Below are 21,105 nucleotides of genomic sequence, written 5' to 3'. Positions count from 1 at the left end.
GTTATGAAAAGTGAATTTACAAGTATGTTGATTGAGTTTGACCTGCTTTATCAGCAGGTTGTTCCACTCAGATATGCTCGATTGTCATCGGGAATAGATCGTGTTATTATTGAATCTACACTTAAATCCTTTGGAATATTAGCTATTCCTGAAGATTTTTTCGCACTATATGGATGGAAAAATGGATTCGAAACAATGCTAGAGTGGTGGAAAGATGAATATGGGGAAGGATACTATGAAATGATTCCGCTTGATGATTGTTATCACTGGATGAATATGGCAAATATAGAGATGACTTTAGAAATATGGCATGAACATATTAAAAATGCCAAAAGAACTAATCAACTCTGTTATTGGAAACATGGTTTTATTCCATTTCTGCAAATGCAGAGTTCTGGTTTGATGGTAATCGATACAATTGGCTACTGGAATGGTATTCCAGGACAAATTGCTGCCTTTGACTATAAATGTTCAGGTGGATACCAAGTTGTACATCAAGATTTAAGCAAATGGCTGGAAACTCAATTGGAATTGCTTAAAAATGGAATTTTCTTTAGTCCGGATACCTTGCTGGAAATGGAAGAGAGTATAGCTATCATTGCCGAAATCAATGATAGCTATACTTCCCGGTTTCCCATAAGTATTCCTTTAGACGCCATTTAGTCAATTTGTTATTGCTATGTTTTTACAATCAGTCACACCTTTACTACCACTTCGTCCTTTTATTGATTCCTTCTGGGTTTTTGAGAGTGACTTTGGCGTTCCCTTTACCAGCAGCAGAGTAATTGTGCCAAATGGCAAACCCAAAATCATTATCCCTTATCTGAATGGATTACTTGCACAGGATAGATCGGGTAGTCAGGAGAGAAAGGAAGGCGAAATTCATTTTGTGGGAAACTGGGATCAATCTGTTGTCATAAGTTCCAATACCCGTAAAACAGGAACCATCATCATTGAACTTACTCCTGCCGGAGCTTATCGATTTGCTAAAATAGCTATGCAGGAGGTATCTAATCAGATCATTGGTTTTTCAGATTTGTATGGCACACTGGGTAAAAACCTTCAGGAACAAATTGGTAATATAGATTACTTGTCAGAAAAGATTCGAAAGATTCAACAGTTCCTCTTGTCACAACTGTTGGTGCTAAATCAGCATCAGGGAATTGTCGACTTTGTGACAAATTCTATTTATAAATCTCAGGGACGCATTGAAATTAAAGAACTGGAACAGAAAACAGGGTACTCCAAACGCTATCTAAGCCTGTTATTTAATGAATACATTGGCATATCACCCAAAACGCTGGCTGCTATTGTTCGCTTTCAGCGATTTTATCACCTATGGGCCAATGCTCCTTCACCCTCTTTCTACAAAGATGATCTGTACCAATTTTATTATGACCAATCACACTTTATCAAAGAGTTCAAACGATTTACGGGATATTCTCCTGTGAGGTATGCAGAAACAGATAATGAGTTTGGTCGGATATTTTACAAAGAATAAATTGGGTTAGTACTCTGAAGATCTACTACCTGTCCATTTCCCTTTTTTACAATACTACACGCTTTATTGTTTTCATCTTTGTAGCAGACTTACTTCTGAATCTGGCTATATCACATTTGGTATTGACGATAACAGAATACAATTGGTCTTCTACCTGACTAAACCGACAAACTTGTTTATTCTTTATCCAACTATCCTTACTCAATGAAATCCAAACTATTACTCCGTATCTCTGCAGGACTAAGCTGTTTCTTTGCCATTGGACATACTATTGGACATTTTACCCGGAAAGATACCACTGATCCAGTTAAAAAATCTATTCTGCAACAAATGGATGAGCACGCCTTCGATTATGGCGGTTCCTTACGAAGTCTGAGTGATAATTACGAAGGAATGAGTTTGTTTCTAATTACCACATTGGTACTTCTGACTATATTATTGTGGCAGATTTCTTCCAAAATTGAAGAAAACAAGTCTCTTTATATTCCTCTGTTAATTCCCATTATGGGATGTTTCTATGTATTTGCTGTTTTAAGTACTATTTATTTTTTTATGGTGCCTGCTATTACATGTTTTCTAACTGCAATTTTGATTAGTTTCATATGTATTCGCTATTATAGACAGCAAAAGATAACTCATCTCTCCATTTTCTAAATAAGTCCGGCCTGTGTATCGATAGGCTGGATTTGTTATAGTGATAATTGATACAGAATATTTTGCTAAGGTCATCATTACATCCAGTTTCTGTCATAGCTGATATTCTGGATTAGTAGCAATAACATACCTGATAGCAAAGAGGTCACTTCATGGTTTTAGATATAATGGCGACTACCCTATCACCTCTGATATCCAAAGAAATTCGGTTTCCCTCCTTCTATACTTAAACCTAAGTATTTCTTATGTGTATATACTTTGTAACGCTCTTTTTTTGATCCTTTTTTATCTAAAAGATACTTTTATTCCCCAACTTCCAGAATATGCATTCAATTTCTATTGGAAGATCATAATTCTGAGTGACAGCAGTCATCTACAGGAAATCAGCGATCAATTAATTTTGACAGAGTAACAAACTATACATATTCTCTACACCAACTTTTACTATGTATAAAACTATCTTATCCTTGTTTTTTTTACTCCTGAGCTTTCAGGGGTGCCGGTCTATTGATGAGCCGGGTACACTGGTTCCGCCCACAACAGATCAGGACCCGGCATTGTCCCAAATCAGTGTAAATGTAGCCGGTCATACCCGAAGTCTGCATTGCTTTACCTATGGAGATCCTCAGAACCCTCCTTTGTTTGTGTTACATGGTAGCTATGATGAAATTCGGAGCTACCGGGTGCTTCAAATACTGTCCGATAAGTATTATGTAGTGATGTGGAGCCAGCGTGGATGTGGTTTGTCTGAACGAATCACTGAATCAGAATTTACATTTGATTCACAGGTGGAGGAAGTGGAACAAGTCAAAGCATTGTTTGCACCCGATAGACCTATCACGCTCTATGCTCATTCCATGGGAGGAGGCACTGCTGCTATGTTTACAGCCCGTCACCCAGACCAGGTGCGTCAGTTAATTCTGGGAGAGCCGCTTGTTTTACAGGGATCGGCAATGGACAAAATCTGGAAAGATCTGGTTGAATTTGATTACACCAACACTGGATGGAACGAAATGGCCCAACTCAATGATGCCCTTCCAGCCAAAACGCATGAGGAGTTGGATTATAGAGCTTTGATGATGCTTAAATCCAATATGACCAAGTATTTCTGTGATCGCAATAATCCTCCAGATTGGCCGGTGTGGCGCATTGGTGGATTTGTGGAGATGGTTCGAAACAAACGTATCGGTAATGCACAAAGTGGATTTTCCTATGACTTTTCCATTGGGTTGAAAGACTATCCCAATCAGGTGCTGATTATGGGAGGCACTTGTAGCGGATTAGGGTTTGCGAACCAGACAACATATAATCAACCCTTATTTGCCAATGCAAAAGTGATAAAAATTGAAAATGCCGGACATCGTTATCTGGCCGAACAGTTTGAACAGACTATTCAGGCAATGAAAGGTTATTTGTATGAATACCAGTAACAGTCATTCATGAGTCTGCTTTTCATTCAGTAAACTTTATCAACTTACCACAGAGGTCTTTCACTATGTTATACAAGATAAACTACTTATACTATTTTCTGATCTTTTCATCCTGCCTGCTTTCTGCAAACGGATATAGCCAGGTATACCAGATGCCCGAATCTGTAAAAAGTCATTGGGCAGGTATTCAGGTGGGCGCGGCACCTGCACTCAAAACAGGTTTCACCGGAGGATGGCAGTTACCTGCCATAGGCAAACATACTCCACTTTTAACGGCAAGTGTTGCTACGCCAGTCTTTCTTCTCAAAAAGCCAGACACTTTTGAAGGAAAGGTAGGACTAGCGGATTATTTGTCTTTCTATCAACAGTGGGGTGTAACCATTGGTATATCTGCTACTGTGGCAACTACTAAAAATACGAATGGAAGAATTACTACTGCCGGTACTGCGCTCACACTTATTCCCGGATATCGCACGCATCACTGGTATGCTGGTGCCTGGATCAACTGGCAGTATAACTATGCAGCACATCTTCGACATTCAGATTATGTACAAGACTCATTTGATGATAGATATGAATCAGGTGAAACAGAATCTGCTCCTTATCAGGGGTGGGTATCAATGAATACCTCTATCCTACAACTGGGAGCGGCAGCAGGGTATTCAGTCAAAGCCTATTCTATTCACCTGAATGCCGGGTATCAGACTGTTCCAGGTCCATTACATATAAACTCCCTGCCAGATGTAGGTATACTTCCTTTTGGTGGAAGTGTGAGTCTGCTGTATCACTGGTAAAATCCGGAATGTTGCAGAAAACGGAGTGACTCAACAATGTCGTTTTGGATGAGGGTGCTTTGTGCATAAAAGTTGTACTCAGTGGAGTTCTCAGGATAATCGCTCATATTGGTTACACTCAACGCCATACGTTCTTCCATGTATTCAATCTGTTTGGCTAGCATTTGTAAGCCTGCTTGTTTGGTTTCGGATGCTGCCGGAAGGTTGGATGGAGGTTTTTCTCCAGTTTTGAGAAAGTGTACATTCCATAGATTGCATATAACAGACTGAAAAATCATCACTCTTAACTGTTCTTCTGAAGAAAGAGGTTGCTGTTTTTCCTTCAGGGAAGTAATAAGTTCTTCCAGAAAGCGAATTTGATTTTTGATAGGTTGGGCATATGTTGTCATTGAGAATAGGAAAGAGAGTAGAATAGAGAAGACCATAAGAAAATTAACGTACATAGTTTAAACCTGAAAGGGCAAGGATAATTATTGTTACTGCTATACCCAGACCCAGAAAAATACCCCATCCGATTACTTTCCTGCGTTTGCGGATACACCAAATTCCAACACTGATTAATATAATCAGAAAAGGTAGAATCATCCATTCTATATAGAACTTGAAAAAAAGTAGAAAACAGGTAATCAATGCAACAATAGTTAGAAAAGCCGAGACTAAAAGTTTTCTGATTTGGCGAAAGAAAGAGATCTTGGGTTGTTCCATTAAAAATCAACTATCTGAATGCAAAATATACTGGCTGCAAGTTAGAATAAGTAAGAGAGATCCTGTTGTCTGTTTAACCTGTTTTTTGAGGTTGTATATACTTTGTATACGGTGCTTTTTATAGAATAAATAGTAGTTAGCTTACCTTGCAGACATTTCTGACAGACTTCTACCTATTGATTTTCTACTTCCTGAAAAAAGTAATTACTATGCGCAAGTCAGAATTGGAGGATATTCACAGATTGCAGTTAATACAGATCCGTACATCTCTGGAAAGAGCAGGGTGGGAAGGACGTAAAACCAATCTCTTGTTTGAAGAGGGCGGATGGGTGCCATATGAAGCTGTTTTTGATTACTATGGTTCTACGTCTTTTCTAATCGTTCTGTATAAGGCAGAGGAAGAAGCTATTGAGCTGTTGATAGAGGACCCAGTAGGAAGGTTGAACTTTCTTTTGTTTCCTGGTAAAGCATTTGAATGTGTATTGACCACTCTGATTGCCCATCAAAACACATTAACTTGTAACCATTACAAGGATTTCATTAGCATTATGTTATCCCTCATTCCAAATGGGGTATTTGTGTTTCAGAATGAACAGCAATTACAGCTTGTTGCTCATTCATGATTCTTGTTTCAAAATCAACCAACTAGTTTTTAAGCTCATATAATTTAGCACCCATACAAACAAACTATCTACCTCAAATGAAAAGAATACTTTTAACGAACTGGATTTTGCTGATTACAATCTCCTGTATAGCACAATCCAACAAGTCGCTGATTACTTTCAAACATATTGACAGCCTGATTACTCAGAAAGATTTTTTTGTAGCACGCAATGTATATCACACAAAAAAAGTAATACTATCCAAAGAACATCAACTTGTTCTGGAAGCAAACCTGGATCATGTCTTTAACCGACTTACATCCTCCAACCAGAAGATCAACCAACTTTTTCAACAATTCAACAAAACATTGCCTGATTCGGTAAAGTGCAAGTTGCTTGTGATAAAGCAGAATAACCATGGAAAACTATTTGAATACAAAGAAGCTTTTACTACCCTGAATCAAGTTATGAATCAGTACAATAGATTCTTATCTAAAGCAGAGCAGGAAGATTTTGCCAATACCCGCCTTATCTGGAAGTCGCTTTCCGGACAGCCTAAGCAACAGGTTCATATTTCCACAACCACAACACTGAAAATCAAAAGAGACAAAGCGGGGCTGGCAAATATACATGTGAGCTATTCCGGAACAGGTACAGCAAAGAAAGATAGTGTTGATTTTGTTTTTGATACAGGTGCCAATATTTCAACTGTGACTGAATCAATGGCAAAAAAGTGTGGAATGCAGTTTATGGAAGGAATGATTGATGTGATTGCGATAACAGGTAAGACTGTAAAATCACAGATAGCTGTATGTCCGCAGTTGAACTTAGGACATATTCAGGTACAAGATGCGGTTTTTCTAGTATTTCCTGACTCAGCCCTGGCAGTACCTTCTATTCAGTATCAAATACAGGGTATCCTTGGTTTTCCAGTAATTGAAGCACTGAAAGAAATACAGATTACACGATCAGAAGAACTCATTGTTCCGTTACAACCTGGCCATTTTCCCAATCAGAATCTGACACTTGATTTTTTAACTCCAATCATTGAGTTAGATGGAGACAACTATACATTTGATACTGGTGCAAATAGTACTTTACTCTATAAAACCTATTTTGAGAAGCACAGAAATGAAATTGAGAAAAACTACAAGGAGAAAGAGCTTCAGTTTGGAGGAGCTGGGGGCAACATTCGTAAACAGGGGTATCTGATTAACTTTGTTCCTTCTATCAATAACAAACCTGTTAAAATAGAAAATGTTCAAGTCTACAAAGAACCCATCAGAACGGATGAAGGACATCTTGCAGGAAACATTGGGCAGGACCTAATTCGTAAATTTGATAAGATGGTTATCAGTTTTGCTTCTATGTCGGTTCATTTTGAATAACTGTTGTCTTTTCCAGGATTTCTCATATTACACCAAAACCAGACTTACATGTCATACAAGTATATCTTCTCACTGTTTTTTTCTCTTGTATTCCAAGCTGCTATAGCTTCTCAACCTACAGCAAGCCCCAAATTTGAAGTAACGTATTATAAACCTGTAAGTGCATCTACAGAAAAACTGATTGTAGTTACTCCTTTAGAAGGGCTGGACTTTTTTATGCTGGAAGAGAATCAACAAGTAGATTTACTACAAATAGACGAGGATGTGCCTATAAAAAATCAGAAAGTGAAGCTTTTGGACTCTACATTTACTGAGTTATCCTGGAAAAGTCCGGTTCGCATGCAATCTGGTATTACCATTTACAATACGCTGACTTTATACAAAAAGGATAAAACAATGATTACCTTTCAGCGAACCGAACCTTCCAAAACGTTTTCTATTCCGGGAAATGCCTATTCGTATGGCAATGATACACTACATGGCTATATCTCCTTTAAAAAGATAGATCCGATACATTTTGAATTTACTACGGACATGAAAACAGGACGTGAAGATAATCTGGGCTGCAACACATCTGGTACAATAACCTACAAGAAGGGGATTGGTTACTTTGAGGATATACTTTTTGATGGGTCTTTAGGATCTTGCAAGGCAATCTTCTGGTTTGGAGAGAAGCAAATGCAGGTATTCATGCTTACGGACTCTTACTTCTGTGCCTGTCCTCCTGAAACTTCTATCAGTGGGGTATATACAAAAGAATAGCAAATGAGTCATACTGAATTTTGGATTTGAATAAAACCCAAGCCTATTCCTTTCATAAGTGTGGGCTTGGGAGAGCTGTTTCTTCCTTCATTTCTTTAACATCCCTTTCATTGTTCTTCCTGTGGCTTCTTCCTTTTTTGCTTTATTCTTCCCAAGTTAGTTTAAAGTTCAGAACATAACTCTTCTTATCGCTGTGTCACTTTTTTGCTTGCCCAAAAGAGGGGTGCCAAATGAGAATTTGGTGAGCCAGATTTGTGTGCTAGCAAAAAATTCCAAAGCTTCGCCCCTCAGGGCCAACGCTAAGCCCGCGGAATTTTTATCCCTACGCACCTACACCACCACACGCGATTGAAGTTATCACAACTCTCTTTGTGACATTTATTATCTTTTCTTAATGGCATTTTTTCACAAAATGACTCATGTTTGACTGTTTGTCAACTTTGTTGTTTGGGATACATTTTCGCTGAATCAGTGGAAAAATAGCTTGTACACCAAGAAATATCTTTTCGCCAGGAAGAAGCAATAGGTAACCGGATTTTTATTGACCCAATCCGGTTCTTAGAGCTGTTCTTGTCTATATATAGTATAAAAGACCGAATTTTAGTATCTGATTATCAATTTATTTCCACTTTCTCTTTCTTATACATCTGCTAAAAAGGATCAATAAAACCTAAAATTGCCCATTTTGCGTCATTATTTCCCATCCAGGCTCTAACAGGTCATTTCTCCACCTGTTTTTCTTACATAGGTCAGGTGCACTACTAAAACACAATGCACTACTAGCCAGTGTGTTATATTTTTGTATCATACTCTAAAGCAAAATACTCACAATATAACACTAGCACAATGAAACAATCTATACAAATTACTCCTACAATCCGTCATGCAATGGCTGTTATGGACTACTGGAATCAGAATTATTTTGAAGGAAGATACAAAACCGAACAAACTCTCAGAGCAGAGATGGTTTTAAAAGAAGCTGGTATTGATCCTTCTCAAATTGGAATTACTCCTAAGGAAAAATCGGGCAGAAAATAGATGTAAGAAGGAATCACTTTCCGGAAAGATCAGATAGTGATTCCTAAACTCCAGATTCGAGCTGTAACTTGGCAAAATTTCTACTTACTGCTATTTTTGACCGCTCTGCTCGGGGTAGACTGCTGTAAAAATAACAATCCATCAAATTCTGTAAGCAGACTGTGTCTGGTAAAATCGTCATTGAATGATTCGGCTCCCACATCTCTGAATAATAACCGCTGGTGAAGCCACTGATTCTCTTTTACCAGAGGGACTTTATGCAACGGCAGATAAAACAAAGGAACCTGTGTTGTCTTAAAATAAGATTCAAAGCTTCCTGCCACGCTTGTTTGTGCTGTAGCTGCCTGAAGGCTGTCTTTGTAAATACCACGGAACGTTCCCTGATCAAAGGTAAAACCTATAGCCTGATAGGAATCACCCAATTGATTCTTCAGCCAGTATCCCATAGGAAAATCGAAACCAACTTTAGCTACATGGTTATTGTGTGCCCATACCAGTATTCTGGCATCGGGAATAGAAGTAAATGTACGATACAGATTTTCTGCCATGCAGGCGTCTCTGAACTTGTTAGCCTCTCCAACTAGGCGTAGTTCTATAACCTGTTCGATCTGACGGAAATATTGTTCAATGACGGCTTTCTGACTGAGTGAATGTTTAGCAACCCGAATCAGAAATGTGGTTTTAACCTCTCTCAGAGCTTGCAGTGCAGCCACAATACTGGTATCTGTAGCAGGGACAAATCGGCGGATGGCCACCACTCTCTCCATCCTCTTTTTCAGTGAGTGCCAGGTAAGGGTATCTTTAGCCGGCAAATATTCCTTTAAAGAAGCCAGAGCCTTCCAGGGAGACTGCATATCAAACCCTTTAAATTGGACCATTTGTTTGGGATGAGCCATATTGTATTGCCGCATCCAGGTAATCAATGCTAAAATCTCCTCTACATTCCATGTCCAGAAGCCTAACTCTTTCAACACCTTCTGTGCATCTGACTTTCCGTTGAGTACATACTCATTCACGGCTTCGGAAGCTGCCATGTCTGCCTCAAAAGCAATCACGTTGTATCCTTTTTGTTCGACCAGCCAGCGAATCAGGCGGTGCTTCATCTGAAAAGTCTCATGTGAACCGTGTGTGTTTTCTCCCAGTCCAATAATTTTAGCTTTGCCTATTCTTTCATTCAGAGCTAGCAGATCTGTCAGGGGTTCGGAAGGTGAAGTGGACTTAAGCGGAATAATAGCTTTTTTTAACCAGGACGTTTCTGCTAATGTTGGAGGGGATGGAGGTATCTCTGAAGAGATTTTTTTTCCATCAATCGTAATTAGTATATTATCCAGCCAGAATATAGAACTATCTGGTGTAACGATACCAATGCTGGCGTACCTGACAAAGGTGTTGCTTGGAATAGGTGTCTCAAAATAAAATTCCTGCCATTCTTTTTCTGAATTAGAAGAGAATACCTGTTGGATAGGAAATTCTTTGTATTCGTACAGTTCCCAATAATTATTAAAACGTTTATCTTCGGTGAAAAATGATATATACATTGAAGGGATTTTGAAAGAAGAATTTTTTACTGTACCTTTTATAGAAATCGTTTTTCCCCATAAAGTATCCAGAGAGATTGCCTGAAGCAGAACAGAGTTAGCAGGCTGAATTTTTTGTACCTTTAGACTTTTCCTATCCCGATTAGTATTTATTGAATCTGCCTGAATGTTAATTTGTTTGAGCAGTCTGCGATTCTTATCACTGTTCTCAAAAGAAAGATCTGGTTCATAAAAAGACAGGGAGGAATCATGAATTATTTCACTGCCTGGAAAAGGAATATCTTGATACTCTTTATCCTGGCTAATTATTTGACAATGATCTATCCATACTTTACCTTTTCCCATAAACCCAATGGATATGCTTAACTTTTCTGCCTGAGCTGAAAATGGTAGATCCAATTGCACTTTTTTCCAGCTAAATCCAATAGTGCTATCTTCTTTCACTACATGACTAAAGAAACTGCTTTGGTTATTGCTTGAAGTTGCAGTTAGATAAACATATCCATTGAATTCATTACTTCTCGCCCAAAAAGATATGGAAATAATATTATTTTTAAATGTTTTTGTAATGAAGGCATTTGTCCATAGTGAACCGTGATTAACTGGTTTTTCTGCATTTAGCAAAAGACTTCCTTTCCCTGTATATTTTATAACAGTGTCATATTGTAAGGAAACATCTTTCAGATTGTCCCATAATGGTAATAGTAAATGATTCTGAGAATAAGGTTCAAACTCCAAGTTCAGACTAAATTGGGCAAAAAGTGGAGAGAAGATGAAAAAAACAGATACAGATAAAAAAAGATACAGTTTTCCTCTGACAAAGAGAAGCATGGTAGTTAGTTTTGGTGTGTATAATGTATAGAATACAATGGCATACCAGTAAAACCCTATTCAGCACAACATAAGTAACGCACAAAAATCAAAGTTATTACACCGGCATCAACTCTTTTACTCTATATTCCAGAAGATAAGGCTTTTACTGTAACTTCTTTAGTTCCTCCAATGCCTTATTGTCAGAACCATTGTATTTTTTCAGTGATGTCTGATAGCTATTTATTGCACCTTTCTTGTCTCCTGCTATTAGCTGAGCCTTTGCGAGTACATTTTAATTTTCAAAATAAGCTGTATTTTAAATGTAAGGATGTGCACATCCTCTTTTGATACTCTTTTTGATCAATTTGCTTTATTTTGCCCTGGCAAACAAAGCTACCTATGGATATATCCTCATTCTATTTTACCTGTGCTCCTATTGATGAGTCCCTACGTGAACAGGAAAAGACGCTGTTATATGCCAATAGTATAGAAACCCGCTCTGGGCGAGGAATCAGACTGTTTGAAGAAGGAACCTATCCCAAAGGAGTATTTATCCTAAAAAAAGGAAGAGTAAAAATTTCGCAGAGTGATGCAGACGGATGGGAGCAAATCATTGCCATTCATGGAGCGGGAGAACTCTTTGGCTATCGTCCATTATTATCTGGTGAAACATATCCTGTTAGTGGAACCACACTGGAGCCTTGTACGATTGTGTTTGTTCCTAAAAAGGATTTTCAGAGAGTACTTGAGTCATCAGCAGTGTTATCCAATGTATTGCTAAAATACCTAAGCCATGAATTTACAGTTTGGGTTAACACAATTTCTATCATGGCCAAAACTACTGTCAGAGAGAGGCTCTTGTTGACTATTTTAATTCTGGCTAAAAAATACAGTCATGTAGCTGATAACCGATTGACCTGGCCTATCCGGATTGGCTTATCAAAAGCAGATCTGGCTTGTTTGATTGGCACATCCAGCGAAACGCTGGCCAGAACACTAAAGGTTATCAAACAGGAAAGGCTTATTACTAGCAGAGGCAGAAGTCTTGAAATTAGTGGACATGAACAACTAGCAAGTATTGAGAAACATGTCTCTGTTTTTATTTAGTCTCTACCTGTCGTAAAATCAGCAGTATAGGTTCTTTAGTACTAAGTGCTTACCACTTTATTTAGGTGTATTTGACATAAGTCAATTTTAACTATCGGATTAGGATTTACTTTTCCAGCTTCAACAATCAACCGGATAGTAACGTAATCAGATACACAAAATGTCAGACACAACAAAACCACACACTAGTGGCAACATTCTCTCTCCATTAAATTCTTCTTCTCATACAGATACTTCAGTAAATACACATTCAACAAGCGTCAAACGGATTCTTTTTATTACAGGTCTGGCCTTTATCAACGCCATCATCGTGGGAGGAATCTCAAAGGTACTTGTCATGCTTATCGGACTATTTACCAATTTGTTTTTCTTCGGACATATTTCGTTTCATGAATCCTCTCCTGCCGAAAATACGCTTGGCTATGGTGTCATTTTTATTCCTGTACTTGGGGGATTAATTGTAGGGGTAATGGCCCGATTCGGATCACGTGCTATTCGTGGACATGGCATTCCGGAAGCGATGGAAAAGATTGTGGCAGGAGAAAGTAAAATACATCCGCTGATTACGATTCTCAAACCCCTATCGGCAGCCATTTCAATCGGTACTGGAGGACCGTTTGGAGCAGAAGGTCCGATCATTTCAACAGGGGGTGCACTAGGTTCTTTCTGTGGTCAGACTCTGCATATTACTACCCAGGAACGGAAAATACTATTAGCTTCTGGAGCAAGTGCAGGTATGACTGCCATTTTTGGTACCCCATTCGCAGCTATTTTACTGGCTATTGAATTGTTGCTGTTTGAGTTTTCTGCGAAAAGCTTTCTGCCAGTAATGATTGCCTGTATTACAGGAGCCTGCATGCACTTTGTTTTGTTTTCGTCTCTTCCTGTGTTTGGTATGACACAAGTACCAGCAGTCACTACAACGGCAATTATTGCCTATGCAGCCATTGGGATTGTGGTTGGATTAGCGTCTGTGTTTGTAACCAAAGCCGTATACTGGATAGAAGACCTTTTTGAAAAGCTGCCTATTCACTGGATGTGGTGGCCTGCCATTGGAGGTATTGCTGTAGGTATAGTTGGCTATATTGCCCCCCGAACTCTTGGTGTAGGATATAACAATATTACGGATGCTCTTTCAGGTAGCCTTCCACTTTCTATTTTGATTTCACTTTGTTTCTGGAAGTTCATTTCATGGGCTATTGCATTAGGCAGTGGTACATCTGGGGGAACATTAGCGCCATTGCTGACAATGGGAAGCGCACTAGGTTGCTTACTAGGCACATGCATTCAACAATTGTTTCCTCAAGTTGCTATTTTCATTCCACTGGCAGCACTGGTGGGTATGGCAGCGTTGTTCGCAGGAGCTTCACGAGCTATCCTTACTTCTATTGTATTTGCTGTAGAAACTACTATGCAGGAAAGCACATTGTTACCACTGATTGCAGCTTGCTCAACAGCCTATCTAGTTTCGTTTATCCTGATGAGAACTACGATAATGACCGAAAAGATCAAAAGAAGAGGCATTCCTTTGCCTGAGAATTATCGTCCAGATGTATTGGAGCTAAGTACAGTCGCCACTATAGTCCGTCCTGTAGAAGAAAGGTTTTTAACTGCCTCAATCAATGAAAGAATAGCAGATCTTCTCAAAGCTGATAAACAATCAGGTAGCAATAAAGACCAAAAATGGATACTAGTACAGCAGGATAGATCTCTAGTAGGTATGATTGACAAACACATGTTAGACAAGGTGGAGGATAGCGATCAAGAGGTTAGTTCGGTAATGGAACAGAATATGGCTACAGCCTATTTGGAGGATTCCCTTGAAACAGCCCTCGAACGAATGCTTGTATCAAACCAAAGTATTTTGCCTGTTGTAGAAAGAGATACAAAAGATTTACTGGGAGTAATTACCGAATGGGATATCTTGAAGGTGTTTGAGAAGCGATTTATTGAGGACAAACATATTCATCAACACATTTCTATCCGAAATAAGGCACTCAGACTTGTCAGAAAGCAGCAACCCGCATAAATTGAATATTAATTTTGAAAGGGCAGGGTGCTTGTCCTACTCTTTCATTTTCCGAAAGGATTGGTAATATATTCTGCTCTGTAAATTGGACTTGCGGTCTTCAATGTCCAGACAGGTATTCCTGTGAGATCTGTTTTAAGCAGTTTACCAGTCATCGCACTAGCAGACAGCACGTTCCCATCCGGGAGCAAGCCGGTACTTCCCATGATAACAGAATAGGCATCATTGGGTAGTGTCAGGTTGATTTTAGTAGTTGCCTCCAATGTCGATTCATTGAGTGTAAAAGAAAGGATACGGGTATGAGGCCTTGCAGCTGCCCCATTGTCAAACAGCATAATGTCATCGCTGGCATTACGATGAGCAAAATGTTGGAACATAAACTGACTGCCCTCTGGCATTTTTACAGTCCCGTTTTTGCCCAACTTCCACATCACTTTTCCTGTAGTAGCATTAATCTTCCAAACCTGAGAAAGGGCACGGAAAGAAACAATGTAATTATGATCCTTATCAATCACCAGTGAATTTCCCCATGGTTGGGCATAGGTAGCAGGGTCAATCTGGGTCAGTTCACTAAAGGTTGACCATTCCCATATTTTTTGTCCCTGGCTATTAAGCACCAGAATTCCATCTCCAGGAAATCCATTCTGCATTTCATTGGTAATTGCGATGATATTTCCGTTTTCATCCATCTGGATATCGTGATGAACAGATTTATCAAATCCTTTTTCACCCATCCGGAAATAAGATAATGTATCTCCTGCCAGCGTTGTTTCCAGTAAAACATTACCATCAGCCATTGGATTGGAATTCTCATCAATCAGAATCAGCAGTGATCCTTTTGGCGTGAATCGGGCAGTTTTCACCATAGTATTGGATGGAGGTGACCAACACCAGGCAATCTTTCCTGTCTTATCTACCAGAAACAAGCCATTGGGTTTGCTGGCAGGTACAAATAGGTAATAACCTGGCAAATTCTCCTGCAAAACATTCTGATCCTGTGTGTAATAAGTTGCCAGCCATGCAGGCAGGGTACCACTGGTAAAATGCTGAATCTGTCCAGCGTCTGTTTCTGTCCCGTTTTCAGAAACATGTATCACTTTGTAATGGTAAGCGGTCTTTTCCTTAAGTTCAAAAACAGAAAAGGTATGATTTCTTTTTACATCCGAAATGGCTGATACAATGGCCCCTGCTTCATTCTCTGTAGCTGGCCAGTACTTTATTCTGGCACTGGCAGATTGGGTAAAGCTGCACTTTATGTGCACTGAAAGAGGTAAATTTTCATGGGTAAGAACATGGGTTGATTCCAGTTTACTAGCTGGGTCGGTATCGTCCCTGGTACAACCGGTGAAGGTTATACCAAGAACAAAAGTCAATAAGATATGAAAGGAGAAAGCAAATACAGATCGCATAGATGCGGCAAACAAATTAGGTAATTAAAGTATGGTCAACAGTTTGTTGGATGATTATTCTTCCTTATCCCACCATACCCTTTTTAACCAGTCATCCTGTCCGCCCAGGCGACCAACCGCATCTGTATAGTTGGTAGGGTTCTGTACGGCCTCGGATTCGGGATAAAAGAAGCGGCGAGGCATTACACCATTTGTACCACTGGTATACCAGTCTACAGAGGTAAAAGGAACCAGCTTGGGGTAGCCTGTCCGACGATAGTTGGCATAGGCTTCTGTGCCATTGAGAAAGAAATTCACCCACATTTGTCCATGAATGGCCTCCATCTGGTCGTCAAATGTTGTTGGAAAAGGTGTAAAGCTTCCTTTTAACTCATCAATAGAAGCTTGTGAAATGGTTGGGGCGTTCGGATAACTGCTCATACTTTCACAGGCAGCCTGAACAGCTTTCATAAAATGTCCTTCTGCGTCTGTCTGTCCGCCCCAGCCTCTGGCAGCAGCTTCAGCAAGCAATAATTCTACCTCTGCATACGTAAGATGGAAGAAAGGAGCATTCAATGCAGCTACATATTTGCTTGGCTGCATTCTGCGATACGCCGTTGGTACCACTACCTTATCCCCAGAGGCCAGTGTAATAGTTTGATCTGGCATCCATACATTCCAGGACATAGCGCCATAAGCAAGACCTTCCTGTAAATAAGGCGTTATATCCAGGTTATTACTATTATCAATCGCTTCGCTTCCGTTCACAGGCAGATAGGTGCCACCATAGATAGTTAATCTTGGATCTTTTGTAGCCTTCATATAGTCTACGAGCGTATTGGTCAGACGAAAACCGGAAGAAGAAACATCTGCCTGAAATACCTGCGAACGTCCGTTACCGCGATTATCGCCTATCGTAAAATTGATCGACTCATGGCGCATCACACATGAATACGTATTACTACCCATTACCCCTCCGGCAATCGCCGCTTCTACCTGCTGACGAGCCAGTTCAGGTTTGATTTTAGTAAGACGAAATCCAAGCCGCAACCGTAGTGAGTTACCAAACTTAATCCATTTGTCGACATTGCCATCATAGAACACATCCCCTTGTACATTTCCTTTGGCAGGGTCCATCGCTTTCACAGCCTCATCTAACTCTTTAAAGAAATTGGTGTAAATCTCTTCCTGACTATCATATTTAGGAAGGAATATTTTTTCAGTATACCCTTTAATTGCCTGTGAGTAAGGAATATCACCATATACATCTGTCAAACGGGAGTAGATATATACCCGCATAATACGGGCTGCCGAATTAATATTGACAAGGGCTGGATCGCCTGTTGTCCGCTCAACCAGATCCTGAACGTTTTTCAGATCGCGTGGATAGGTAGTCTCCCAAAGAGTATACCATTGTCCTTTATCCAGAATACGGTATTGCCCGCCATGCTGCGTCCACCACGAACCAGCCAGGTGCTGAATCAACGGAGAACTGATTGCCAGATCATAGCGCCACACATCTTCCCGGTTTCCAGATAAATCCGCCTGGATTTTGGTTAGCTGCACACCTGGAGAAATGGTTGGGAATCCTGCTGGATTTTTGTTGAGGTCTTCGAAATGATCGGTACAGGCTGCCAGAAATAAAACAGGCACCAGTAAAGCACACAAACGCAAAAAACGTCTGGGTATAATAAGTGGAGTATAATATATTGATTTCATAATGGAATCTTTCTTTAAAAACCTTCGGATAACGTTAAAACTTCACAATCAGATTGAATCCGTACCGTCTGCGTCCAGGTAGTGAACCGTATTCAAATCCCTGTCCGTTTCCATTGTTGTAATTGGATTCAGGATCAATGTTTGGCGTATTTTTATGGATAATCCATAGGTTACGTCCAATTACTCCCAGCGTGACGGTTTTAAAAGGAGTCTTTTTAAGCAGATTGCTTGAGAAAGTATAGTTCAAACCCAGATCCCGAAGCTTGATATAGCTCGCATCGTAAATAAATGGCTCAGGAATGTTGTTACCAATACTCTGCCAGTAAGCAGCCGGACTGATAGCAATGTTATTTACATCACCTTCCTGGTTCACTCCTACCCCAATATATCCTCTGTTGGCACGATCCACATAATAAGGACTGGTTGGATCGTCCACATTCGCTTCCTGTCCAGCTTGTTGCGCAGCACGCTGTGCCGCCTGTCTTTCCTGCTGGTATTCATTCCATGAATCACGACCCGCCTCTGTGTTGGCATGAGAACCATTCATGTGCATAGTCATATTACTCATAGAGAAAATATCTCCTCCCATACGGATATCGATAGCGGCTTTGATCTGAAATCCTTTGTAGGATACTGATGTAATCACTCCTCCAGTCCAGTTAGGCAGTGTATTACCTAATGAGATTGGTTGAGTAGTAGGTAATGGTTCTCCATTGCTGCTGTTAAAGACACGGTTTCCATTCTCATCCCGTAAAAAGCCATTGCCTTTGATCGTACCAAAAGGCTTGCCTTTCTCAGCAATGATCGTAGCCCCTGCCCAGCGAGCTTCTGCCACTGTAAAGGTTTCCAGCAGATCACTCAATTCCACCACTTTATTGACGTTTTTCGCAAAGTTTAGAGACAGATCCCATTGGAAACCATTATCCAAACGTATAGGTGTAGTGGTCAGCAATAATTCAACACCACGGTTTCTAAGTTTGGCAGCATTCAGGGAAGCGGTGTTAAAACCTGTTGTTTCAGGAACTGTAATATCCAGCAGTACATCATTGGTCACTTCATCGTAATAGGTTAGATCAATTCCAATGCGGTCTTGAAATAAACGAACATCGGCACCAACCTCAAAGGAAGTCTTGATCTGAGGTTTTAGCTGGGCATTGGGAATAGAACCTCCCAAAATTTCTCCCATTGGATAACCTCGTATGGTACGACCTGTTAAACTATAAGCGAAGGTTGTCTTATACGGATCAAAATCACTTCCTACTTGTCCAAGCGAAGTTCTCAGCTTAGCAAAAGATAAGATAGGTGAATTTAATTGAAAGGCATCAGAAAGCACAAAGCTAACATCAACCGAAGGATAGAAGAATGAATTGTTCTGGGGTGGTAATGTTGAAGCCCAGTCATTCCTTCCCTGTAAGTTCAAAAATAGAAACTCTTTGTAACTCAATTGAGCACTGGCAAAGACCGATTGGATTTCTTTCCGGTTATCAAAAGGCTGAATAAGTTTCTCTGAGAAATTCACTAAATTGGCTGTACCTGGTTCGATGATCTGAGTACCTGAAATGTTATTGCCCTTACTACGGTATTTCATCAGGTTGGCTCCAAGCATAGCAGAAAGCTTCAGAGTTGAACTCAGATCCTTGTTAAAATTCAGTAACCCCTGAAAATTGGTTTCTTTGGTATTCATTGAAAGTTGATTCAATGCCCCGCCATCATAAGCAGGGGTATACTTGTCATAGAAGTTTTCGTGAGTAAATGAGAAGAAGTCCGTTCCGGCCTGCAGATTCAAACTAAACAGCTGGTTGAGTTTATATGTAAGATTAATATACCCTCCGGTTCTTTCTTTCGAACTACGGTTAAACGTTTTGTTCAGCGTCCAGTAAGGATTGGCACGATAGATATTGCCTGTATAGTTTTTGTAGGTACCATCTGGATTCATATAATCCTGGAGCCAGGCCTGATCAAAGTTGGCAGCCAGCCCCAGCAAGCCATTGCCAATATTGGTTACCTCATCCGTTAGAGCCGGTCGGTTACGTACCTGTTCAAGAGTATAATTGATCTTTGTATCTACCGAAAGTTTTTCTGTGATCTTGGAAGTAGCCCGGATAGCAAAAATGTTTTTATCATATCCGCTTTTGGGTACAATATCTTCATTAGTAATATTGGAGTAGGACAACCGAACAGTATTGCCATCTTTTCCGCCAGAGACAGCAAGTGTATTCATAAAGGTCTTACCTGTCCGAAAGAATCCCTGGATGTTATCATCCATGTACCGATAAGGTCTTACTGTACCATCGGCTTGAGTGATGGTTTCAAAATCTTTAAAACTTGGTCCCCAGTTGCTGGTGATGTTACGTGCCTGTAAAGGATCTGTCGGAAAGATACCATCATTGCCCTGCCCATAGGTTTTCTGACGGGCATCCATACGGGTGGAAATCTGATCCAATGTAAACGAGCTATTAAATTCAACTCCAATACCTTTGTTAGCTTTTCCGTTTTTGGTGGTAATCAGAATAACTCCATTCAGTGCCCGGCTTCCATATAGTGCAGCCGCGGCAGAACCTTTCAATACAGAAATAGATTCAATATCATTTGGATTTATATCCGAAAGTCCGTCTCCCAGATCGAATCCTCCCCATTGGCTGGCACTTCCTATGTTTCCGTTTACAGCAGGTACTCCATCAATCACATATAAAGGTTGATTGCTTCCCTGCAACTCCCTAATACCCCGTATCACTACCCGGCTTGAACCTGTAGGACCAGCTGTGGTAGATGAAATATTTACACCTGCTACTTTTCCAGCAATGGAAGCAATTGGATTAGTCTCACCATTATTGGCAATATTTTCACTGCCGACATCCGAAACAGCATATCCCAGAGCCTTTTTCTCACGCTTAATCCCCAGGGCCGTAACTGTTACCTCTGACAGAAGTTGCTCATCGGTAGAAAGTGAGATGTCAATGGTAGTCTGATTGGCAATTGTAACCTCTTTTGAGCTATAGCCAATAAAGGAGAATACAAGAATAGCTCCTTTGGTTACCTCAATAGAATAGCGACCTTCTGTGTCCGAAGTAGTGCCCTGATTGGTTCCTTTTAGAAGGACAGACACACCCGGCAAGGGTTCATTGCTTTTTCCCTCAGTAACTTTTCCCTGAATGGAGAATGTCTGGGAAGTGCTTTGTGCTTGTACAAATGGTATGGATATACACAAAGCAAGTAACATGACGCAGAAAAGCGTAAAATTTCTCTTCATAAAGAATTGGTGGTATAAAATTTCGCATCACACTTTATTACTAAAAGATAGTTTCACATATATCTATATAGTAATGCTTTTATTTGGCTGGCTGTTTATGCAAAACTAACTGGAAGACGCATTGAGGATGGTATGCAAATGTTACACAATAGGTATCCAAATGTTACATGGAATTATATCTACAAAACTGTGAAGGATTTTGAAAGTACAACCATCATTTTAGCATAGGGCAACTGCAGAAGGAGTTACAGGAAAATCTTGTTGAGGCTTAGATAGGGGAATAAACTCTGACTGGAAGTCCGGTCATTTTCCTAATCAATGGCAAAGTGATTGTAAAAATGTTCAGCGGAAAAAGTGACCATTGTTCAAATCAGTTTACAAAATGGC

At 40.0% G+C, this 21,105-nt stretch carries 16 protein-coding genes; 11 read left to right on the top strand and 5 right to left on the bottom strand.

Annotation, left to right across the window (positions count from 1 at the left end; genetic code table 11):
- The first annotated feature begins 3 nt into the window (after positions 1–3).
- The 5 genes from QNI15_RS24525 to QNI15_RS24505 all read left to right on the top strand — a co-directional run bounded on the left by QNI15_RS24525 (position 4) and on the right by QNI15_RS24505 (position 4,379).
- Positions 4–663 carry a hypothetical protein gene (locus QNI15_RS24525; RefSeq protein WP_314034170.1) on the top strand — a complete coding sequence of 220 codons (660 nt, stop codon included), beginning with the start codon at positions 4–6 and terminating at the stop codon, positions 661–663.
- 16 nt (positions 664–679) lie between these two features.
- Entirely contained in the window at positions 680–1,501 is an 822-nt protein-coding gene (locus QNI15_RS24520) for a helix-turn-helix domain-containing protein (protein WP_313994586.1), read from the top strand.
- Between the two features lie 204 nt (positions 1,502–1,705).
- On the top strand, positions 1,706–2,155 hold the full coding sequence (locus QNI15_RS24515) for an LIC_13387 family protein (protein WP_313994589.1): 450 nt from the start codon (positions 1,706–1,708) through the stop codon (positions 2,153–2,155).
- Between the two features lie 446 nt (positions 2,156–2,601).
- Positions 2,602–3,585 carry an alpha/beta hydrolase gene (locus QNI15_RS24510; protein WP_313994592.1) on the top strand — a complete coding sequence of 328 codons (984 nt, stop codon included), beginning with the start codon at positions 2,602–2,604 and terminating at the stop codon, positions 3,583–3,585.
- 65 nt (positions 3,586–3,650) lie between these two features.
- Entirely contained in the window at positions 3,651–4,379 is a 729-nt protein-coding gene (locus QNI15_RS24505; RefSeq protein WP_313994595.1) for a hypothetical protein, read from the top strand.
- Here QNI15_RS24505 and QNI15_RS24500 read toward each other — a convergent pair.
- Positions 4,370–4,822 (bottom strand): hypothetical protein, encoded by a 453-nt coding sequence (locus QNI15_RS24500; RefSeq protein ID WP_314034168.1) that lies wholly within the window; start codon positions 4,820–4,822, stop codon positions 4,370–4,372. The genes QNI15_RS24505 and QNI15_RS24500 overlap by 10 nt on opposite strands.
- Positions 4,823–5,293: 471 nt before the next feature.
- Between QNI15_RS24500 and QNI15_RS24495 the strand changes: the two genes are divergently transcribed.
- The 4 genes from QNI15_RS24495 (at position 5,294) to QNI15_RS24480 (ending at position 8,874) form a co-directional block, all read left to right on the top strand.
- Complete coding sequence (locus QNI15_RS24495; protein ID WP_314034166.1) at positions 5,294–5,707, top strand: hypothetical protein; 414 nt, start codon at positions 5,294–5,296, stop codon at positions 5,705–5,707.
- A gap of 77 nt (positions 5,708–5,784) precedes the next feature.
- Positions 5,785–7,074, top strand: coding sequence for a retropepsin-like aspartic protease (locus tag QNI15_RS24490; protein ID WP_314034164.1), 1,290 nt, complete (start codon positions 5,785–5,787; stop codon positions 7,072–7,074).
- Between the two features lie 48 nt (positions 7,075–7,122).
- Positions 7,123–7,836, top strand: a complete 714-nt coding sequence (locus QNI15_RS24485) for a hypothetical protein (RefSeq protein ID WP_314034162.1) — start codon at positions 7,123–7,125, stop codon at positions 7,834–7,836.
- Between the two features lie 846 nt (positions 7,837–8,682).
- A complete protein-coding gene (locus tag QNI15_RS24480; RefSeq protein WP_313981947.1) occupies positions 8,683–8,874 on the top strand; it encodes a hypothetical protein in 192 nt (63 codons plus the stop codon).
- Positions 8,875–8,954: 80 nt separating this feature from the next.
- Here the strand turns inward: QNI15_RS24480 and QNI15_RS24475 are convergent, their stop codons facing one another.
- Positions 8,955–11,243, bottom strand: a complete 2,289-nt coding sequence (locus QNI15_RS24475; RefSeq protein WP_314034160.1) for an erythromycin esterase family protein — start codon at positions 11,241–11,243, stop codon at positions 8,955–8,957.
- A gap of 381 nt (positions 11,244–11,624) precedes the next feature.
- On the opposite strand from QNI15_RS24475, the gene QNI15_RS24470 reads away from it, so the two are divergent.
- Positions 11,625–12,332, top strand: coding sequence for a Crp/Fnr family transcriptional regulator (locus tag QNI15_RS24470; protein WP_314034158.1), 708 nt, complete (start codon positions 11,625–11,627; stop codon positions 12,330–12,332).
- A gap of 160 nt (positions 12,333–12,492) precedes the next feature.
- The gene (locus QNI15_RS24465; RefSeq protein ID WP_314034156.1) at positions 12,493–14,361 is read left to right on the top strand and encodes a chloride channel protein; all 1,869 of its coding nucleotides are present in this window, start codon (positions 12,493–12,495) and stop codon (positions 14,359–14,361) included.
- Between the two features lie 44 nt (positions 14,362–14,405).
- Here QNI15_RS24465 and QNI15_RS24460 read toward each other — a convergent pair whose 3' ends face one another.
- Genes QNI15_RS24460 through QNI15_RS24450 form a run of 3 tightly spaced genes read right to left on the bottom strand, consistent with a single transcriptional unit; the run spans position 14,406 to position 20,718 of the window.
- Positions 14,406–15,770, bottom strand: coding sequence for an aryl-sulfate sulfotransferase (locus QNI15_RS24460; RefSeq protein WP_314034154.1), 1,365 nt, complete (start codon positions 15,768–15,770; stop codon positions 14,406–14,408).
- Positions 15,771–15,824: 54 nt separating this feature from the next.
- On the bottom strand, positions 15,825–17,468 hold the full coding sequence (locus QNI15_RS24455; protein WP_314034152.1) for a SusD/RagB family nutrient-binding outer membrane lipoprotein: 1,644 nt from the start codon (positions 17,466–17,468) through the stop codon (positions 15,825–15,827).
- Positions 17,469–17,502: 34 nt separating this feature from the next.
- Positions 17,503–20,718 (bottom strand): SusC/RagA family TonB-linked outer membrane protein, encoded by a 3,216-nt coding sequence (locus QNI15_RS24450; RefSeq protein WP_314034150.1) that lies wholly within the window; start codon positions 20,716–20,718, stop codon positions 17,503–17,505.
- Positions 20,719–21,105 lie beyond the last annotated feature (387 nt).

This window comes from Xanthocytophaga flava (assembly GCF_030068545.1).
GTDB lineage: Bacteria > Bacteroidota > Bacteroidia > Cytophagales > 172606-1 > Xanthocytophaga > Xanthocytophaga flava.
The sequence above is the reverse complement of the archived record's forward strand: the minus strand, read 5'-3'. Positions and strand labels throughout refer to the sequence as shown.